Genomic DNA, 17,852 nt, shown 5'->3' on the forward strand with positions numbered 1-17,852 from the left:
AAGGTTTTAAATCCATGGCAAGTGTAGGCATTTTTTTCGGAAGTGACACAGGTAACACAGAACACGTAGCAAAAATGATCCAAAAAGAATTGGGTAAAAAGCTAGTGGCTGTTCATGATATTGCAAAAAGCTCTAAAGAAGAGATTGCTGAATTTGATTTGATCTTATTCGGTATCCCTACTTGGTACTACGGCGAAGCACAATGTGACTGGGATGATTTTTTTCCAGAGCTTGAAGAAGTAGACTTTGAAGGTAAACTTGTCGCTATTTTTGGTTGTGGAGACCAAGAAGATTACGCTGAGTACTTTTTAGATGCTATGGGCATGATCAACGATATCGTTACTGAGCGTGGCGCTATTGTGGTTGGTCATTGGCCGAGTGAAAGCTATGACTTTGAAGCATCTAAAGGCATGGCTGATGATAAACATTTTGTAGGTTTGGGTATCGACGAAGACCGCCAACCAGAGCTTACAGAACAACGTGTTAAAGCATGGTCTGCTCAAGTATATGAAGAAATGTGTTTAAGTGAATTAGCTGACTAATTTACTGCATATATCGCTAACTGTTTAAATAATTATCAAACAGTTAGCGTTTTAAGCTTTAGTGGCAATATAAATCAATTGTTCTTTGCACTTAACGCTTAGGCACGTTATCCTGTTTGTTGCTAATGTGTCGTGTACATCTTTGCAAGATGTCTAGTATAACCAAATAAAATTGAGACAGATTTAATGACTGATCATAACTTGGAACTTAAAAAAGCCGGTTTAAAAGTAACTTTACCGCGTATTAAAATATTAGAGATTTTACAATCTCCAGATAACCAACACATCAGCGCTGAAGATGTTTACAAAATTCTTTTGGATTTAGGCGAAGAAATTGGTCTTGCAACTGTATACCGCGTACTTAACCAATTTGATGATGCGGGTATTGTAAGCCGTCATCACTTTGAAGGTGGCAAATCAGTATTTGAACTTTCTGGAAGCACACACCACGATCATTTAGTATGTTTGAAATGTGGCAAAGTGGTAGAGTTTGAAGATGAGATGATTGAACGTCGTCAACTTGAAATTTCTGAAGAAAATGGTATTACACTTACAAACCACTCTTTATATTTATACGGTGAGTGTAATGATAAAGCAGCGTGTAAAGAGTTTAGCGACGCTAACAGCTAATACCGCTTTTAAAAAGCAATAAAAAACCTGCTAAGTGCAGGTTTTTTTGTGTCTAAAATACGCTTGTAATAAACATACCCAGTAAAAACTGGGGATATTAAACCTGAACTCTGGTTAAGAGATTTACCAACGTATTGAATCATGGTGATATTTAAATTTATTTTCTCTAGCCAGAGATTTTAAGTGAAAACAAGGCGAATTCACGCGTCAATAGCTGGCCTATTGCAAGTAAATTCAACGCAGTTAGCGCTGAAAATAGTTGCTCGAGATAGATTTATTATCCAGAGTTCAGGTTTTTTAGATATTACTTATTGAGTTTTAGACCATGAATCGCGAAGACCCACTGTTTGGTTAAATACAACGTTCTCTGATTTAGAATCACGAGAGAAATAACCTGTACGCTCAAACTGAAAGCCCTGCTCTGCTTGTGAATTGGCAAGCGATGGCTCTAATTTAGCGTTTGATAAAACAACCAGTGACTCAGGATTTAATGTTGTTTCAAACTCATCAGCGGCTGCTGGATTTGGCACACTAAACAAACGATCGTATAAACGAACTTCTGCGGTAATAGACTCTGGTGCTGAAACCCAGTGAATAACACCTTTTACTTTACGTCCGTCGCTTGGATTTTTGCCCAGTGTTTCAGCATCGTAAGTACAGAAAATAGTTGTGATTTCGCCGTTTTCGTCTTTTTCAACACGCTGTGCTTTAATAACATAAGCACCACGTAAACGTACTTCTTTATCAAGCACTAAACGTTTGAATTTGTTATTCGCTTCTTCTTTAAAGTCTTCTCGTTCTATATAGATTTCACGAGTAAATGGTACATCACGGCGACCCATTTCTTCTTTATTTGGGTGATTAGCCACAGATAAAACCTCAACCTTGTCTGCATCGTAATTTTCAATAACAACTTTAACAGGATCGAGTACGGCCATTGCACGCGGTGCATTTTCGTTTAAATCTTCACGGATACACGCTTCAAGCATGCCCATTTCAACCATATTCTCTTGCTTTGTTACACCAATGCGCAAACAAAACTCACGAATGGAGCCAGGTGTATAACCACGGCGACGTAGACCTGCAATTGTAGGCATACGTGGGTCATCCCACCCTTCTACATGGTTATTTACCACTAAGTCGCTTAGCTTACGCTTAGACATAATTGTGTATTCAAGATTTAAACGTGAAAACTCAATTTGCTGTGGGTGACACTCTAAACTAATGTTATCAAGTACCCAATCGTATAAACGACGGTTATCTTGGAATTCTAATGTACATAACGAATGTGTAATGCCCTCTAGCGCATCAGAAATACAGTGCGTAAAGTCATACATTGGATAAATGCACCACTTGTCTGCTGTTTGATGATGATGAGCAAAACGTACACGGTAAATAATTGGATCGCGAAGCACCATAAATGAGCTTGCCATATCAATTTTTGCACGCAAGACACATTCACCTTCTTTGAATTCGCCAGCACGCATTTTTTCAAATAACGCTAGGTTTTCTTCAACTGAAGTATCTCTGTATGGGCTGTTTTTACCTGGCTCTTTTAATGTGCCACGATATTCACGTGCTTGATCTGCTGTTAAAAAACAAACGTACGCTAAACCTTTTTCAATTAACTCAACAGCGTAGCCATATAAAGTATCAAAATAATTAGAAGAATACTTTATATCACCATCCCAATTGAAACCTAACCACTGAACATCTTCTTTTATAGAATTAACATAGTTAATATCTTCTTTTTCTGGGTTTGTATCGTCGAAACGTAGGTTACATAAACCATTGTAATCTTTTGCGATGCCAAAATTTAAACAAATTGATTTGGCATGACCAATATGCAAAAAACCATTTGGTTCAGGTGGGAAACGTGTATGCGTAGTGGCATGTTTTCCACTTGATAAGTCTTCATCAATTCGGGTTCTAATAAAGTTACTTGGGCGATTCTCAGTTTCCGCCATAGGAGTGCAGTCCTCTAAATATTACGTAATAACAAAACTAATGCATTATTACAAAAACATACACTAACATACAGCAATAGATTAAGGTTTATTCTAGATATTGCTTAACTTTAATTCAGCTTAACTCTTGTTTATGAATAAAATTTGTTTTAGCGCAATATTTAAGTCATCAAAGCCAATTATAGTAGCAAAATAACCTACTTTATAAGGATTCGAAGATGGCTACACTTAATCAACATCGTGTATATATTCCAACTAACGCACGCGCAAACCACTACCTTTTAGCAGAAATCACCCCTAATCAAGATTTTTACAAAAGTTTTAGTGATATAAATTGTTGCTATGAACGTATTGCGCGCCAACTGTTTGCTTCTTGCGATGAATATGAGCTTTATAATGTGCACTTATTAGCGAATGATAAACTGCCCGTTGTAAGGTTTAATGATGAGTCTTATCAGTTTGAGACAGATAAACAGATGCTCTTTTTTTATAACCCTTGCTATCATGAAGCGCATAAGGTTTATTACACTGAAGGTACACCGAGTAAAAAAATACGTATTCTATTTTTAGCTACAGGCGATGATTTACGAGCCAACTCTGCAGAATTTCATAATAAAGTTCAAAAAGTCTTAAACACTCTACAAGAACAACTTTTAGTAAATCAATCCCAGTTTAAACTTCGCGATCATCAACACTTAACATATGACCTATTTGCTAAAGAAAAAGGCAATAAAGAAAGCTATGGTTACAAATTAAGAAGCCTTTTCCCTCGCTATCAGTCAAGACAATGCAGCATACCCAATGATTACGCAGAGATGACTTACGCGACTTTTACTATACCGGTTTCGCGCGCTATTAAAACGCAATTTCAAACACTAATGAACACAAATGGCTATGCTAAATTTTATGACTACTTTGCCTACTCATTTATACGTGCGTGTCAAAATAACAACCTGAATCATGGCGCTATGGTTGCTAATGGCGCAACACCTATTATACGAAACAGTAAAATTGATAAAAGTGAAGGCAATGCAGAACTTCAAAAATTAAGTTTTGATATTGACTCTAATGAAAATCAGATTAAGTATTTTTATGAGGCAAATAAACTAGTAGAGACCCTACATTTTGTAGTGGTTGCTACGCAACAGGATAAACATGAAATTGGGTACGGTCGATTTATGAACCAAGTGGAAAAAACAATTCATTCTCTGTGCAATGAGCTAGCCATAAATAAGCAGCGACAAGATTTATCTGTACGTTTTTTCCAACATATCAGTTACCCGTTCTAAATTTTCAGCTAATAACAAAAAGGCCCGCATATGCGGGCCTTTTTAAAGGAAACAAGCGATTACCAGCCTGTTTTCTCTTTAAGTGCTTTACCGATATCAGCAAGTGAACGTACAGTTTTTACGCCCGCAGCTTCTAATGCAGCAAATTTCTCATCAGCAGTACCTTTACCACCGGCAATGATTGCGCCAGCGTGACCCATACGCTTACCTTCTGGTGCAGTAACACCAGCAATGTAAGATACTACAGGTTTAGTTACGTTTGCTTTGATGTACTCTGCAGCTTCTTCTTCTGCAGTACCACCAATTTCACCAATCATTACGATTGCTTCAGTTTGTGGATCTTTTTCGAACATTTCTAGAACGTCGATAAAGTTAGTACCTGGAATTGGATCACCACCAATACCAACACACGTAGACTGACCAAAACCAGCATCAGTAGTTTGCTTAACTGCTTCGTACGTTAAAGTACCAGAGCGAGAAACAATACCTACTTTACCAGGTTTGTGGATATGACCAGGCATGATACCAATCTTAGTCTCACCAGGAGTGATAACACCTGGACAGTTAGGACCGATCATACGAGTACCTGTTTGATCTAGTTTGATTTTAACATCAACCATATCAAGTGTAGGGATACCTTCAGTGATACAAACAATCAGCTCGATGCCAGCATCGATAGCTTCTAAGATTGCATCTTTACAGAAAGGAGCTGGTACATAAATAACTGAAGCTGTTGCGCCAGTTTCTTGAACAGCATCACGAACTGTGTTGAATACAGGAAGACCAAGGTGCGTTTGACCGCCTTTACCCGGGCTAACACCACCAACCATTTGTGTACCGTACTCAAGCGCTTGCTCTGAGTGGAAAGTACCTTGGCCACCAGTGAAACCTTGACAGATAACTTTTGTATCTTTATTGATTAATACAGACATTATTTGCCCTCCGCAGCAGCAACAACTTTCTCAGCAGCGTCTGTTAGTGATTCAGCAGCAATGATATCTAGACCAGAGTTCTTAAGAACTTCACGACCTAATTCAGCATTAGTACCTTCTAAACGTACAACAACTGGTACGGTTACGCCAACTTCTTTAACTGCACCAATGATGCCTTCAGCAATCATGTCACAACGTACAATACCGCCAAAGATGTTTACTAAAACAGCTTTAACATTGTCGTCAGAAAGAATGATTTTGAATGCTTCAGAAACACGTTCTTTAGTCGCGCCGCCGCCAACATCTAGGAAGTTAGCCGGTTTGCCGCCATGTAGGTTTACGATGTCCATAGTACCCATCGCTAGGCCTGCACCGTTAACCATACAACCAACATTGCCATCTAGAGCAACGTAGTTAAGTTCGAAGCTTGCTGCGTGTGCTTCACGTGCATCTTCTTGAGATGGATCATGGAACTCACGGATTTTAGGTTGACGGTAAAGTGCATTACCATCGATACCGATTTTGCCGTCAAGACAGTGAAGATTACCTTCGTCTGTGATTACTAACGGGTTGATTTCAAGTAGTGCGAAATCAAAATCAGTGAACATTTTACCAAGACCCATAAAGATCTTAACAAACTGCTTCATTTGTACTGGGTTAAGACCCAATTTGAAGCCTAGCTCACGTGCTTGGAAAGCCTGTGGACCCACTAGTGGATCGATTTCAGCTTTGTGGATAAGCTCAGGTGTTTCTTCTGCAACAGTTTCAATTTCAACGCCGCCTTCAGTAGACGCCATGAAAACTACTTTGCGAGATGCACGGTCAACTACTGCACCTAGGTACAATTCGTTAGCAATGTCAGTACAGCTTTCAACTAAAATTTTAGCTACTGGCTGGCCTTTCTCGTCTGTTTGGTAAGTAACTAGGTTTTTACCCAACCAGTTAGCTGCAAACGCTTTTACTTCGTCGATAGTTTTAACTAGCTTTACACCGCCAGCTTTACCACGTCCACCTGCGTGAACCTGAGTTTTAACAACCCACATATCACCGCCGATTTTTTCAGCAGCTGCTGCAGCTTCTTCAGGTGTATCGCAAGCGAAACCTTGAGAAACTGGTAAACCATATTCGGCAAAAAGTTGTTTTGCCTGATACTCATGCAAATTCATGATGCTTTATCCAATTTTTTATACTAAAAGAGCTGAATATTTTTTCAAATAAACAACTATCCCAAATTGCGCACCTAGTATAGATCCCAAGGCTTAACATGAAAACCCCAGTAAGACCAAAGGCGCAAAAAAAAAGCTGTGAATGTTCATTCACAGCTTACATTTCATACAACTAGATTAAACATCTAGCAATAAGCGAGTTGGATCTTCAAGTAACTCTTTAATAGTCACTAAGAAACCAACAGATTCTTTACCATCAATAATGCGGTGGTCATAAGAAAGTGCTAAATACATCATAGAAAGTATTTCAACTTTACCATTTACAGCCATAGGACGGTCTTGGATTTTATGCATACCCAAAATCGAAGATTGTGGCAAGTTAATGATAGGTGTAGATAGTAATGAACCAAATACTCCACCGTTAGTTATAGTGAAGTTACCACCAGTCATATCAGCAAGCGTAAGCTTACCATCACGACCTTTAAGTGCTAGTTCACGAATACCTTTTTCGATTTCAGCAACAGATAGTTTGTCACAATCTTTAAGTACTGGAGTAACTAGACCTCGTGGAGTAGATACTGCAATGCTAATATCAAAATAGTTATGATAAACAATATCGTCACCATCGATTGATGCGTTAACATCTGGGAAACGCTTAAGTGCTTCAGTTACCGCTTTCACGTAGAAAGACATGAAACCTAAACGAATACCATGACGCTTTTCAAACACTTCTTGGTACTGCTTACGAAGGCTCATGATTGGTTCCATGTTCACTTCGTTGAATGTTGTTAACATTGCAGTTGAGTTTTTAGCTTCAAGAAGACGTGTTGCTATCGTTTTACGTAAACGGGTCATAGGAACACGTTTTTGAGTACGATCGCCCATCGGTGCTGCTGGAGCAGAAGCTTCTGCTTTTTTAGCCGCTGGCGCTGGTGCTTTTAAGAAAGTATCAACGTCTTCTTTAGTTACACGACCATTTTTACCCGTGCTATTAATCTTAGAAGCGTCTAAGCCTTTCTCAGCGATTAAACGACGAACTGATGGTGTTAACACATCTGAACTTTCGCTTGAATCTGCTGCTGGCGCTGAGTCTGCTTTTGCAGCTGGAGCCGCTGGTGCACCGCCTGCTTTAACCGAACCAATTACTTGCTCGCCTAATACAGTATCGCCTTCGCCGTGAATGATATCACCCATGATGCCATCTTCTTGAGCTACTACTTCAAGAACAACTTTATCTGTTTCAATATCTACCAAGTTTTGGTCGCGTGTTACCGCGTCACCTGGTTGTACATGCCATGTAGCAATTGTTGCGTCTGCAACTGATTCTGGAAGTACAGGTACTTTAATGTCCACTTCTTTACCTTCTGATGCTGGTGCTGATTGCGCCGCTGGCGCGTCTTCTGATTTAGCTGGTGCTGATTCTTCTTTAGTTGAACCTTCACTTGCTGGCGCTGCATCAGCATCACCAAGTAAACCCATAACTTGATCGCCAAGTACGGTTGCACCTTCTTCTTGTGATATTTCTGTAATTACACCGTCGTGCTGTGCAACCACTTCTAAAACCACTTTATCTGTTTCAATGTCTACTAAGTTTTGATCGCGAGTTACTTTGTCGCCAACACTTACATGCCATGTAGCAACGGTAGCATCTGCAACCGACTCAGGAAGAACAGGAACTTTAATTTCTGTGCTCATTGCTTATCCTTTATTTTCTATAGTAAGCGCGTCGGCTACGAGCGCTTGTTGTTCTTTAGTATGTACTGACATGTAACCACACGCTGGCGATGCAGAGGCTTTACGACCTGCATATTTTAATTTAGCACCTTGTGGGATTGCATCAATAAAGTGATGTTGTGAACAGTACCATGCACCTTGGTTTTGTGGCTCTTCTTGACACCAAACAAAATCAGTTACGTGTTGGTAACGCTCTATAATTGTTTGCATTTCATCGTGTGGGAACGGGTATAACTGTTCAACACGTACAATTGCAATATTATCTTGCTCAAGCTTACGACGTTCTTGTAATAGCTCGTAGTAAACTTTACCGCTACAAAATACAACACGCTCTACTTTCTCTGGCTTAATATCATCGATTTCGTCAATCATATTATGGAAAACACCGTGTGAAAGCTCTTCAAGTGATGAAGTAGCAAGCGGGTGACGAAGTAGTGACTTAGGCGTCATAACAATCAATGGACGACGAAGTGGTCGAACTGATTGACGACGAAGCATAGCGTAAACTTGCGCTGGCGTTGAAGGAACACATACTTGCATATTGTGATCAGCACATAGTTGTAAGAAACGCTCTAGGCGTGCTGAACTATGCTCTGGACCTTGACCTTCGTAACCATGAGGTAACAATATTGTAAGACCACATAGACGGCCCCATTTTTGCTCACCAGAACTTAAAAATTGGTCAAATACTACTTGAGCGCCATTGGCAAAATCACCAAATTGAGCTTCCCAAAGTAGTAGTGAAGTTGGCTCCGCAGTTGCATAACCATATTCAAAGGCAACAACAGCTTCTTCAGAAAGAACAGAGTCAAATATTTGAAAAGTACCTTGGTCTTCACTCAAGTGTTGAAGTGGCGTATAAGTAGCACCGTCTGATTGGCTATGAACTACCGCATGACGGTGGAAAAAAGTACCACGTCCTGAATCCTGACCCGTTAAACGAATATCAGTACCTTCAGTTGCAATTGTTGCATAAGCAAGCGTTTCAGCCATACCCCAATCAAGTGGTTTCTCTCCAGAAGCCATTAGTTTACGGTCGTCATAGATCTTTTTAACGCGTGACTGTGCTTTATACTGCTCTGGGTAAGAAGCTATCTTCTCACCAAGAGCCTTAAGCTCTTCTAAAGGTACGCTAGCATCATACTCAACGTCCCATTCATGACCAACATACTTTGCCCAATCAGAAGAATGTGAAGTCTCTGGCTGTATTTCAGAAACAACACAGTTACCTTCATCTAATGCATCACGATATTCATCAGCGAGCGCTTTAATTTCTTGTTCAGAGAAAGAACCTTCAGCAATAAGTTGATCTGCATAGATTAAACGCGGCACTGGATGTTTTTTGATTTTTTGGTACATAACAGGCTGAGTTGCATTAGGCTCATCAGCTTCATTGTGACCATGGCGACGATAACAAACTAAATCGATTACTACATCACGCTTAAACTGATTTCTAAAATCAAGTGCAATTTGAGTAACAAATGCAACTGCTTCAGGATCATCTGAATTAACATGGAAGATAGGAGACTGGACCATTTTAGCAATGTCAGTACAGTATGGCGTTGAACGAACGTCATCTTGCTTCGAGGTTGTGAAACCTACTTGGTTGTTAACAACAATACGAATACTACCACCACAACTAAACGCGTTAGTTTGTGACATATTAAACGTTTCTTGTACAACACCTTGACCAGCAATCGCAGAGTCACCATGGATTGTAATTGGTAATGCTTTAATACCAGAGCTGTCACCTAAGCGATCAAGACGAGCACGCACAGAGCCCATAACTACTGGATTAACAATTTCAAGATGTGATGGGTTAAAAGCAAGCGCCATATGTACATTGCCACCTTTGGTAGCAAAATCAGACGAGTAACCCATATGATACTTAACATCACCAGAACTTAATGTTTCTTTGTGAATACCAGCAAATTCATCAAATAACTCTGATGGGTTTTTACCAAGTACGTTCACAAGAACATTTAAACGACCGCGGTGAGCCATACCAATAACAGCTTCTTGTTGGCCGCTTTCACCAGCACGGTGAATAAGCTCTTTAAGCATTGGAACTAACGCATCACCACCTTCAAGTGAAAAACGTTTAGCACCTGGAAACTTTGAGCCTAAATATTTTTCAAGACCGTCAGCTGCTGTAAGCCCTTTCAGGATACGAAGCTTTTCATCTTTTGAGAATTTAGGTCTAGACTGGACAGATTCAAGACGTTGTTGTAACCAACGTTTTTCCTCTGTTGATGTGATGTGCATATACTCAGCGCCAACCGAACCACAATAAGTAGTTTTCAGAGCTTGGTATAATTCACCTAAAGGCATAGTATCGCGCCCAACGGCAAACGATCCTACGTTAAACTCGCGGTCAAAATCACTTGAAGATAAGTCGTGGTACTCTAGCTCTAAATCTCGTACACGTTCTCGCTGCCAAATGCCTAATGGATCTAGGTTTGCATTTTGGTGTCCTCGAAAACGGAAAGCATTAATAAGTTGTAGAACTTTAACCTGTTTAAGGTCACCGCCACTACCCTCTGCTACCACTACTTCTCTATGCTTGTTTTTAGCAAGCTGTGCAAACTGTGCTCGAACCTCTGAATGTTTTACTTCAACATCCACACCATCAACTTTAGGTAATTGTTCAAACACTTCTCGCCATTCGTCTGGCACAGAAGTCGCATCGTCTAAATACGCTTCATAAAGCTCTTCTACATAAGCAACGTTGCCGCCGTTTAAATGTGAAGATTCTAGCCATGCCTTCATCACACCTTCGTGCATTTATAAGCCCTTTTTTTTAGCGCAGAAATTAATAGTTATTATAACAAGATGGCTAATATAATTTTAATATTAGCCATCTTACCTTTACTAAGCTATCAAACCGCTCGGTTTAGTAACATAGATTTGATTTGTCCAATTGCTTTGGTCGGATTAAGACCCTTAGGACAAACGCTAACACAGTTCATGATACTGTGACAACGGAACACACTGAACGCATCGTCTAAATCCGCTAAACGTTCTTCAGTTGCTGTATCTCGGCTATCAGCCAAGAAACGGTAAGCATGAAGAAGGCCTGCTGGACCAATGAACTTGTCTGGATTCCACCAGAACGAAGGACACGATGTTGAACAACATGCACACAAAATACACTCATATAACCCGTCTAATTTATCACGTTCTTCAATAGTTTGAAGACGTTCGCCTGCTGCAGGCTGATCATTAATTAAATAAGGTTTAACTTTTTCGTACTGAGTGTAGAACTGACTCATGTCAATAACAAGGTCACGAACCACAGGTAAACCTGGTAGTGGACGTACTACTATTTTACCTTTGCCATTTTTTTGTAGCGTAGATAAAGGAGTAATACATGCTAAACCATTTTTACCATTCATGTTAACACCATCAGATCCACACACACCTTCACGGCATGAACGACGGAAAGATAATGTAGGATCTTGTTCTTTTAGAAGAATAAGTGCATCCAACACCATCATGTCGTGACCTTCCTCTGTTTGCAAGGTGTATTCTTGCATACGAGGAGCGTTGTCAACATCTGGATTATAACGATAAACTGAAAATTGTACTTGTGCCATCGTCTATCTCCTAGTAAACACGTGCTTTAGGTGGGAAAGCTTCACGCGTTTTAGGCGCATAGTTCACGTCACGCTTACTCATTTCATCCGTTACAGGATTGAATACTGAGTGACATAACCAGTTTTCGTCATCACGATCTGGGAAGTCAAAGCGAGAATGTGCACCACGGCTTTCTGTACGGAAGTTTGCAGCTACTGCAGTTGAGTAAGCTGTTTCCATCAAGTTGTCTAGTTCAAGACATTCGATACGCTGCGTGTTGAAGTCTGATGATTTATCATCAAGACGAGCATGTTGCAGACGTTCGCGAATTTCTTTAAGTTCTTGAAGACCTGCAGCCATTGAGTCACCTTCGCGGAATACCGAGAAGTTAAGCTGCATACATTGTTGTAGGTCTTTTTTAATTTGAACTGGATCTTCACCTTGGCCAGCCGTTGAATTTTCCCAACGATTGTAACGTGCAAGAGACGCTTCTAAATCTGATTCTGAAGCAGCTTTAGATATTTCAACGTCATTTAGGTACTTACCTAAGAAGTTACCCGCAGCACGACCAAACACAACTAAATCTAGTAATGAGTTACCACCTAAGCGGTTTGCACCATGTACAGATACACAGGCAATCTCACCTACTGCAAATAAACCTTGAACTACTGTTTCGTTGCCTTGAGCATCGATTTGTAGCGCTTGTCCATTTACATTAGTAGGAACACCACCCATCATATAATGACAAGTTGGAATTACTGGAATTGGCTCTTTTGCAGGGTCAACGTGAGCAAATGTTTTAGCAAGGTCACATACGCCAGGAAGACGTAAGTTAAGTGTTTCTTCACCTAAGTGGTCAAGTTTTAACTTAAGATGTGGACCCCAAGGACCATCACAGCCACGACCTTCACGGATTTCAGTCATCATTGAACGTGCAACAACGTCGCGAGACGCTAAGTCTTTTGCGTTTGGAGCGTAACGTTCCATGAAGCGCTCGCCATCTTTATTTAAAAGATAACCGCCTTCACCACGACAACCTTCAGTTACTAGCGTACCAGCACCTGCGATACCCGTTGGGTGGAACTGCCACATTTCCATGTCTTGCATAGAAATACCAGCACGTGTTGCCATACCAACACCGTCACCAGTGTTAATGTGAGCGTTAGTGGTTGATGCGAATATACGACCTGCACCACCAGTAGCTAATACAACAGCTTTAGATTTGAAGAAGGTAACTTCACCTGTCTCAATCTCAATTGCAGTACACCCTACTACATCACCATTATCGTTTTTAACTAAATCAAGTGCATACCATTCAGAGAATACATTTGTTTTGTTTTTAACGTTTTGTTGATAAAGAAGGTGTAATAAAGCATGGCCCGTACGGTCAGCAGCTGCTGCAGTACGTGCGGCTTGTTCACCACCAAAGTTTTTCGATTGACCACCGAAAGGACGTTGGTAAACACGGCCATTTTCAAAACGAGAAAATGGTAAACCCATATTTTCTAATTCAGTAATAGCTTCTGGGCCAGTTTGACACATGTATTCAATAGCGTCTTGGTCACCGATGAAATCGGAACCTTTAACGGTATCGTACATATGCCATTCCCAGTTATCTTCGTGTGAATTACCAAGCGCAACCGTAATACCGCCTTGAGCAGATACAGTGTGTGAGCGCGTTGGAAATACTTTAGATATTAATGCACACGTTTTGCCAGATTCTGTAATTGCTAAAGCAGCGCGCATACCTGCACCACCTGCACCAATTACTACGGCGTCAAATTCACGAACAGAATATTTCACTTAAACACCCCATAATACGATTAGACCAATAGCTACGTAAGCAACGGCCATTAGGTTTAATACAAAACCTAAAACTGCACGAAGCTTTGCGCACTTAACATAGTCTGTAAGAACTTGCCAAAGGCCAATGCGGGTATGAACCATAATGCAAACAAGGGTAATTAACGTAAACCCTTTCATTGCTAGGTTAGAGAAGAGGCCTGTCCAGGCTTCGAAAGTGACTTCTGGCGTCGCTAAAAAATAGCCGATAATAAAAATCGCGTAAGCGCTGATTATTAATGCCGTGGTACGTAAAGATACGAAATCTTGTACACCATCACGTTTTAGAGTTGCTTGATTTAAAACCATATCCACACCCCTGCCAATACGGCAAACACAACACCAAGAGCCATTGAAACTTTAGCGCTGAGATTACCTGATTCAAGTTCTTCCCAATGTCCCATATCCATAATCATATGACGGATACCACCAATAAGGTGATAACCTAATACAGAAACAGTGCCCCAAGCTATAAATTTGGCAATGAATCCGTTAAACAGACCCTTGACGAATTCAAAACTTTCAGCTGAAGAGAGAGACTCAGACCAAGCCCAAATGACAAACGTTAAAGCAAAAAATAATGCAACACCGGTGACGCGGTGAAAAATTGAAGCTTTAGCCGTTGCCGGCATAGATATAGTTGTTAGATCTAGATTTACAGGTCTTTGCTTTTTCACAGTTACTTGCCCATCTTGCTCACAGTGGAGCTCATCTACTTGTTTTTCTAAAAACCCACCAAATATTACTGATGGAACTATCAAAATAAACGTACCAAAACAATTAAAGTTCACAAACCTGTAAATTTTAAGCTGTTAAGAATATGTTTACCCAAATACAATACGGTTTAAAACCACCGTTAGTATATATACCCACAGGGCTTTTTACAATTCTTGTTTATTTAGAGATGTTTGCGAATTAGCCAATAGTATTATATTTAATTAATACCGAATATTTATTATACATATATGCATAATGTTTATAAAAATTGACTTTAACCCCCTCTTTCACGTTAAAATGAGAAGATGTGCTTAAAACAGATTTCAGAACTTTAAAATCTAAAAATCAGAATAGATATCTTAATAGGAGATACATAACGATGGCAGATAAAAAAGCCACAGTCCAAATTGATGGACTAGATCCAATCGAACTTCCAATTTATCAAGGCACTGCTGGCCAAGATGTAATCGACGTACGTACGTTAGGTTCACACGGTCACTTTACTTATGACCCAGGTTTCATGTCGACTGGTTCTTGTGAATCTGCAATCACCTATATTGATGGTGGTAAAGGTGTACTACTTCACCGTGGTTACCCAATTGAGCAATTAGCTGAAGACTCAAATTACATTGAACTTTGTTACTTACTTTTAAATGGTGAGTTACCTTCTAAAGAACAATATGAAGTTTTTAAGAATGAAATCACTACAAGCACTATGCTTGACGAGAAGATTGCTAACTTTTTCCAAGGTTTCCGCTTTGACGCTCACCCAATGGCAATGCTTTGTGGTGTAGTGGGTGCATTATCATCTTTCTATCATGAAGACCTTGATATTACTGATGCTGAACAACGTAAAACAAGCGCAATTAAGCTTGTTGCTAAGTTACCAACAATCGCGGCAATGGCTTATAAAACAAATATCGGCCAACCGTTTGTATACCCACGTAACGATTTAAGCTACGCAGAAAACTTCTTACACATGATGTTCTCTGTACCTGCTGAAGAATATAAAGTTAATCCTGTAACTGCAAAAGCAATGGATAAAATCTTTATGCTTCATGCAGATCATGAACAAAATGCATCAACTTCAACAGTTCGTCTTGCTGGTTCATCTGGTGCTAACCCGTATGCATGTATTGCAGCTGGTATTGCATCTTTATGGGGACCTGCTCACGGCGGCGCTAATGAAGCATGTTTAAACATGTTAGAAGAGATTGGCTCAGTTGACCGTATTGATGAATACGTAGCTAAAGCTAAAGATAAAGCTGACCCGTTCCGCCTTATGGGCTTTGGACACCGTGTTTACAAAAACTTTGACCCACGCGCTACAGTAATGCGTCAAACGTGTCACGAAGTTTTAGCTGAGCTGAATATCCAAGATCCACTTCTTGATATTGCTATGAAGCTTGAGCAAATAGCGCTTGAAGACCCGTACTTTGTAGAGAAAAAACTATACCCTAATGTAGATTTCTACTCTGGTATTATCTTAAAAGCGATTGGTATTCCAACAAGCATGTTCACTGTAATCTTTGCAATGGCACGTACTGTTGGTTGGATCACTCACTGGGATGAGATGCTATCTCAGCCTGGTCATAAGATCAGCCGTCCTCGTCAACTTTATACTGGTTACACTCAACGTGACTACGTATCAACTGACAAGCGTTAATTACGCTGGTTAGTTTAAAAAGGCCGCATTTTGCGGCCTTTTTTATTAACAACACTTGAGAATTATCATAAACCGATTACAATTCCTGCCTTAAAACACTATGTAGATGAGCCATGCTTGATTTAAAGTTTGATATAAATAAAATTAGAAACGACTTCCCAACATTAAATCAAACAATAAACGGCTGCCCGCTTGTTTATTTAGACTCAGCAGCAACTTCACAAAAGCCTCAATCAGTTATAGATACAATTACTGAATTCTATACGTTTCAAAACGCTAATGTACACCGTGGACGCCATACACTTAGCGAGCAAGCCACTTATTCATACGAAAAAGTACGGGATAAAACTGCACAGTATTTTAATGTGTTTAGTAAAGAGATTGTATGGACTAAAGGCGCTACAGAAGCCATTAATTTGGTCGCTAACGGATTAAAAAAACGCTTCAATGAAAGTCACACCATCATGATATCTCCGCTTGAGCATCATGCAAACATAGTGCCTTGGCAAATAGTAAGTCAACAAACGGGTGCTAAATTAATAGCACTTCCACTTAATAAAAATGGCACGCTGAACACCAAAGAATGCTGTGAATATATAAAAAAAACTAAGCCTGCCCTATTAGCTATTACACAAGCATCTAACACACTGGGTAATATTACCGATTTAAAACCACTAATTAGAGCTGCAAAAGACGTCAATTCTCTTGTATTAGTCGATGGAGCACAAGGTGCACTGCATTTAAAACCCGATTTACGTGAATTAGACTGTGACTTTTATGTCTGCTCAAGCCATAAAATGCTCGGCCCAACAGGATTAGGTGTGCTTTATGGTCGATATGAGCAATTAAATACCCTTGATATTTACCAATCAGGTGGGGAAATGATCGATAAAGTGTACTTAACTCACAGTACTTATCGTCCTGCGCCTGCAAAATTTGAAACTGGAACACCAAATATCTCTGGAGTTTTAGGCTTTGGTGCCGCATTAGACTATTTAAATGAGTTAGATCACGCAAAAATTCAGCAGTATGAGCAAAAATTGTTTAGCTATGCAGCTCAAGAATTGGTAAAGATCGATGGTATTACAATATATAGCAACCTATATGACAATATTGGTACAGTCTGTTTCAATTTAAATGATGAACATCCTTATGATTTGGCAACTTTACTTGACGGGTACGGGGTTGCAGTGAGGAGTGGACACCATTGTACACAGCCATTAATGACACATTTAGGGCTTAATGGAACGCTAAGAGCGAGCTTTTGTTTTTATAATACCTATGAAGATGTAGATATATTCATTGATTCACTCAAAAAGTGTATCGCTTTACTGGACTAAACGTCACTTTAATAGAATTAATTAGGATAACTCATGACAAATACGTTTAACAAAGTCACTGAATCTATAAAAAATGCACCCGCTTGGCAGCAAAAATATCGTGAGATAATGCTTTTAGGAAAAACTTTACCTGTTTTAGCTGATGTTTTGAAAACCGATGATGCACTTGTACCTGGCTGTGAAAGCAAAGTATGGATGTTTGTTGAATTTGATTTAACAGAAAATACACTTGTTGTAATTGGTGACTCGGATACACGTATAGTAAAAGGATTATTAGCCATTATTTTAGCGCTTTACAATGGCCTCACACCAGAGCAAGTAGTGAATAAAAATGCGTATGAAGAATTTGAAAAACTCGGCCTTATAAGCCACTTAAGCGCATCACGTGGTAATGGTATTAAAGCTATGGTTGATAAAATACAAACCATGGCACAACAAAAGCTTAGTTAAC

15 protein-coding genes are annotated in these 17,852 nt (G+C 39.7%); 6 read left to right on the forward strand and 9 right to left on the reverse strand.

The window, feature by feature from the left end:
* The first annotated feature begins 14 nt into the window (after positions 1–14).
* The gene (gene fldA, locus I6E80_RS13480; protein WP_007586856.1) at positions 15–542 is read left to right on the forward strand and encodes a flavodoxin FldA; all 528 of its coding nucleotides are present in this window, start codon (positions 15–17) and stop codon (positions 540–542) included.
* Positions 543–728: 186 nt separating this feature from the next.
* Entirely contained in the window at positions 729–1,172 is a 444-nt protein-coding gene (fur, locus tag I6E80_RS13485; protein ID WP_007586857.1) for a ferric iron uptake transcriptional regulator, read from the forward strand.
* A gap of 308 nt (positions 1,173–1,480) precedes the next feature.
* Here the strand turns inward: fur and glnS are convergent, their stop codons facing one another.
* Positions 1,481–3,139, reverse strand: coding sequence for a glutamine--tRNA ligase (gene glnS, locus I6E80_RS13490; RefSeq protein WP_197120939.1), 1,659 nt, complete (start codon positions 3,137–3,139; stop codon positions 1,481–1,483).
* Between the two features lie 218 nt (positions 3,140–3,357).
* Here glnS and I6E80_RS13495 point away from each other — a divergent pair, with 218 nt between their 5' ends.
* Positions 3,358–4,428, forward strand: a complete 1,071-nt coding sequence (locus tag I6E80_RS13495) for a DUF3083 family protein (protein WP_197185749.1) — start codon at positions 3,358–3,360, stop codon at positions 4,426–4,428.
* Between the two features lie 59 nt (positions 4,429–4,487).
* On the opposite strand, the gene sucD is transcribed toward I6E80_RS13495, so the two are convergent.
* The 8 genes from sucD to sdhC all read right to left on the reverse strand — a co-directional run bounded on the left by sucD (position 4,488) and on the right by sdhC (position 14,355).
* Positions 4,488–5,360 carry a succinate--CoA ligase subunit alpha gene (gene sucD, locus I6E80_RS13500; protein WP_024599573.1) on the reverse strand — a complete coding sequence of 291 codons (873 nt, stop codon included), beginning with the start codon at positions 5,358–5,360 and terminating at the stop codon, positions 4,488–4,490.
* The gene (gene sucC, locus I6E80_RS13505) at positions 5,360–6,526 is read right to left on the reverse strand and encodes an ADP-forming succinate--CoA ligase subunit beta (RefSeq protein WP_024599574.1); all 1,167 of its coding nucleotides are present in this window, start codon (positions 6,524–6,526) and stop codon (positions 5,360–5,362) included. Before sucC ends, sucD begins: the two co-directional genes overlap by 1 nt.
* Positions 6,527–6,703: 177 nt before the next feature.
* Positions 6,704–8,221 (reverse strand): 2-oxoglutarate dehydrogenase complex dihydrolipoyllysine-residue succinyltransferase, encoded by a 1,518-nt coding sequence (odhB, locus tag I6E80_RS13510; protein ID WP_197185750.1) that lies wholly within the window; start codon positions 8,219–8,221, stop codon positions 6,704–6,706.
* A gap of 3 nt (positions 8,222–8,224) precedes the next feature.
* A complete protein-coding gene (gene sucA, locus I6E80_RS13515; RefSeq protein WP_024599576.1) occupies positions 8,225–11,044 on the reverse strand; it encodes a 2-oxoglutarate dehydrogenase E1 component in 2,820 nt (939 codons plus the stop codon).
* A gap of 95 nt (positions 11,045–11,139) precedes the next feature.
* Positions 11,140–11,856 carry a succinate dehydrogenase iron-sulfur subunit gene (locus I6E80_RS13520; protein ID WP_007375751.1) on the reverse strand — a complete coding sequence of 239 codons (717 nt, stop codon included), beginning with the start codon at positions 11,854–11,856 and terminating at the stop codon, positions 11,140–11,142.
* A gap of 10 nt (positions 11,857–11,866) precedes the next feature.
* Complete coding sequence (sdhA, locus tag I6E80_RS13525; RefSeq protein WP_024594659.1) at positions 11,867–13,639, reverse strand: succinate dehydrogenase flavoprotein subunit; 1,773 nt, start codon at positions 13,637–13,639, stop codon at positions 11,867–11,869.
* Positions 13,640–13,987 (reverse strand): succinate dehydrogenase, hydrophobic membrane anchor protein, encoded by a 348-nt coding sequence (sdhD, locus tag I6E80_RS13530; protein ID WP_007586873.1) that lies wholly within the window; start codon positions 13,985–13,987, stop codon positions 13,640–13,642.
* Positions 13,978–14,355: a succinate dehydrogenase, cytochrome b556 subunit gene (gene sdhC / locus I6E80_RS13535; protein WP_076914908.1), complete on the reverse strand. Its 378-nt coding sequence runs from the start codon at positions 14,353–14,355 to the stop codon at positions 13,978–13,980. The genes sdhD and sdhC overlap by 10 nt, the downstream gene beginning before the upstream one ends.
* A gap of 419 nt (positions 14,356–14,774) precedes the next feature.
* On the opposite strand from sdhC, the gene I6E80_RS13540 reads away from it, so the two are divergent.
* The 3 genes from I6E80_RS13540 to I6E80_RS13550 all read left to right on the forward strand — a co-directional run bounded on the left by I6E80_RS13540 (position 14,775) and on the right by I6E80_RS13550 (position 17,851).
* Complete coding sequence (locus I6E80_RS13540) at positions 14,775–16,061, forward strand: citrate synthase (protein WP_024594661.1); 1,287 nt, start codon at positions 14,775–14,777, stop codon at positions 16,059–16,061.
* A gap of 113 nt (positions 16,062–16,174) precedes the next feature.
* Entirely contained in the window at positions 16,175–17,401 is a 1,227-nt protein-coding gene (locus I6E80_RS13545; RefSeq protein ID WP_197185751.1) for a SufS family cysteine desulfurase, read from the forward strand.
* Between the two features lie 33 nt (positions 17,402–17,434).
* The gene (locus tag I6E80_RS13550; protein ID WP_007586879.1) at positions 17,435–17,851 is read left to right on the forward strand and encodes a SufE family protein; all 417 of its coding nucleotides are present in this window, start codon (positions 17,435–17,437) and stop codon (positions 17,849–17,851) included.
* The last annotated feature ends 1 nt before the right edge of the window (position 17,852 follow it).

Source organism: Pseudoalteromonas sp. NSLLW218 (assembly GCF_015864775.1).
Classification (GTDB): Bacteria; Pseudomonadota; Gammaproteobacteria; order Enterobacterales; family Alteromonadaceae; genus Pseudoalteromonas.

What these genes read in the sequence shown, in the direction of transcription:
- fldA (WP_007586856.1), top strand. Translation starts at nt 15, where the DNA reads ATGGCAAGTGTAGGCATTTTTTTCGGAAGTGACACAGGTAACACAGAA.
- fur (WP_007586857.1), top strand. Translation starts at nt 729, where the DNA reads ATGACTGATCATAACTTGGAACTTAAAAAAGCCGGTTTAAAAGTAACT.
- glnS (WP_197120939.1), bottom strand. Translation starts at nt 3,139, where the DNA reads ATGGCGGAAACTGAGAATCGCCCAAGTAACTTTATTAGAACCCGAATT.
- I6E80_RS13495 (WP_197185749.1), top strand. Translation starts at nt 3,358, where the DNA reads ATGGCTACACTTAATCAACATCGTGTATATATTCCAACTAACGCACGC.
- sucD (WP_024599573.1), bottom strand. Translation starts at nt 5,360, where the DNA reads ATGTCTGTATTAATCAATAAAGATACAAAAGTTATCTGTCAAGGTTTC.
- sucC (WP_024599574.1), bottom strand. Translation starts at nt 6,526, where the DNA reads ATGAATTTGCATGAGTATCAGGCAAAACAACTTTTTGCCGAATATGGT.
- odhB (WP_197185750.1), bottom strand. Translation starts at nt 8,221, where the DNA reads ATGAGCACAGAAATTAAAGTTCCTGTTCTTCCTGAGTCGGTTGCAGAT.
- sucA (WP_024599576.1), bottom strand. Translation starts at nt 11,044, where the DNA reads ATGCACGAAGGTGTGATGAAGGCATGGCTAGAATCTTCACATTTAAAC.
- I6E80_RS13520 (WP_007375751.1), bottom strand. Translation starts at nt 11,856, where the DNA reads ATGGCACAAGTACAATTTTCAGTTTATCGTTATAATCCAGATGTTGAC.
- sdhD (WP_007586873.1), bottom strand. Translation starts at nt 13,987, where the DNA reads ATGGTTTTAAATCAAGCAACTCTAAAACGTGATGGTGTACAAGATTTC.
- I6E80_RS13540 (WP_024594661.1), top strand. Translation starts at nt 14,775, where the DNA reads ATGGCAGATAAAAAAGCCACAGTCCAAATTGATGGACTAGATCCAATC.
- I6E80_RS13545 (WP_197185751.1), top strand. Translation starts at nt 16,175, where the DNA reads ATGCTTGATTTAAAGTTTGATATAAATAAAATTAGAAACGACTTCCCA.
- I6E80_RS13550 (WP_007586879.1), top strand. Translation starts at nt 17,435, where the DNA reads ATGACAAATACGTTTAACAAAGTCACTGAATCTATAAAAAATGCACCC.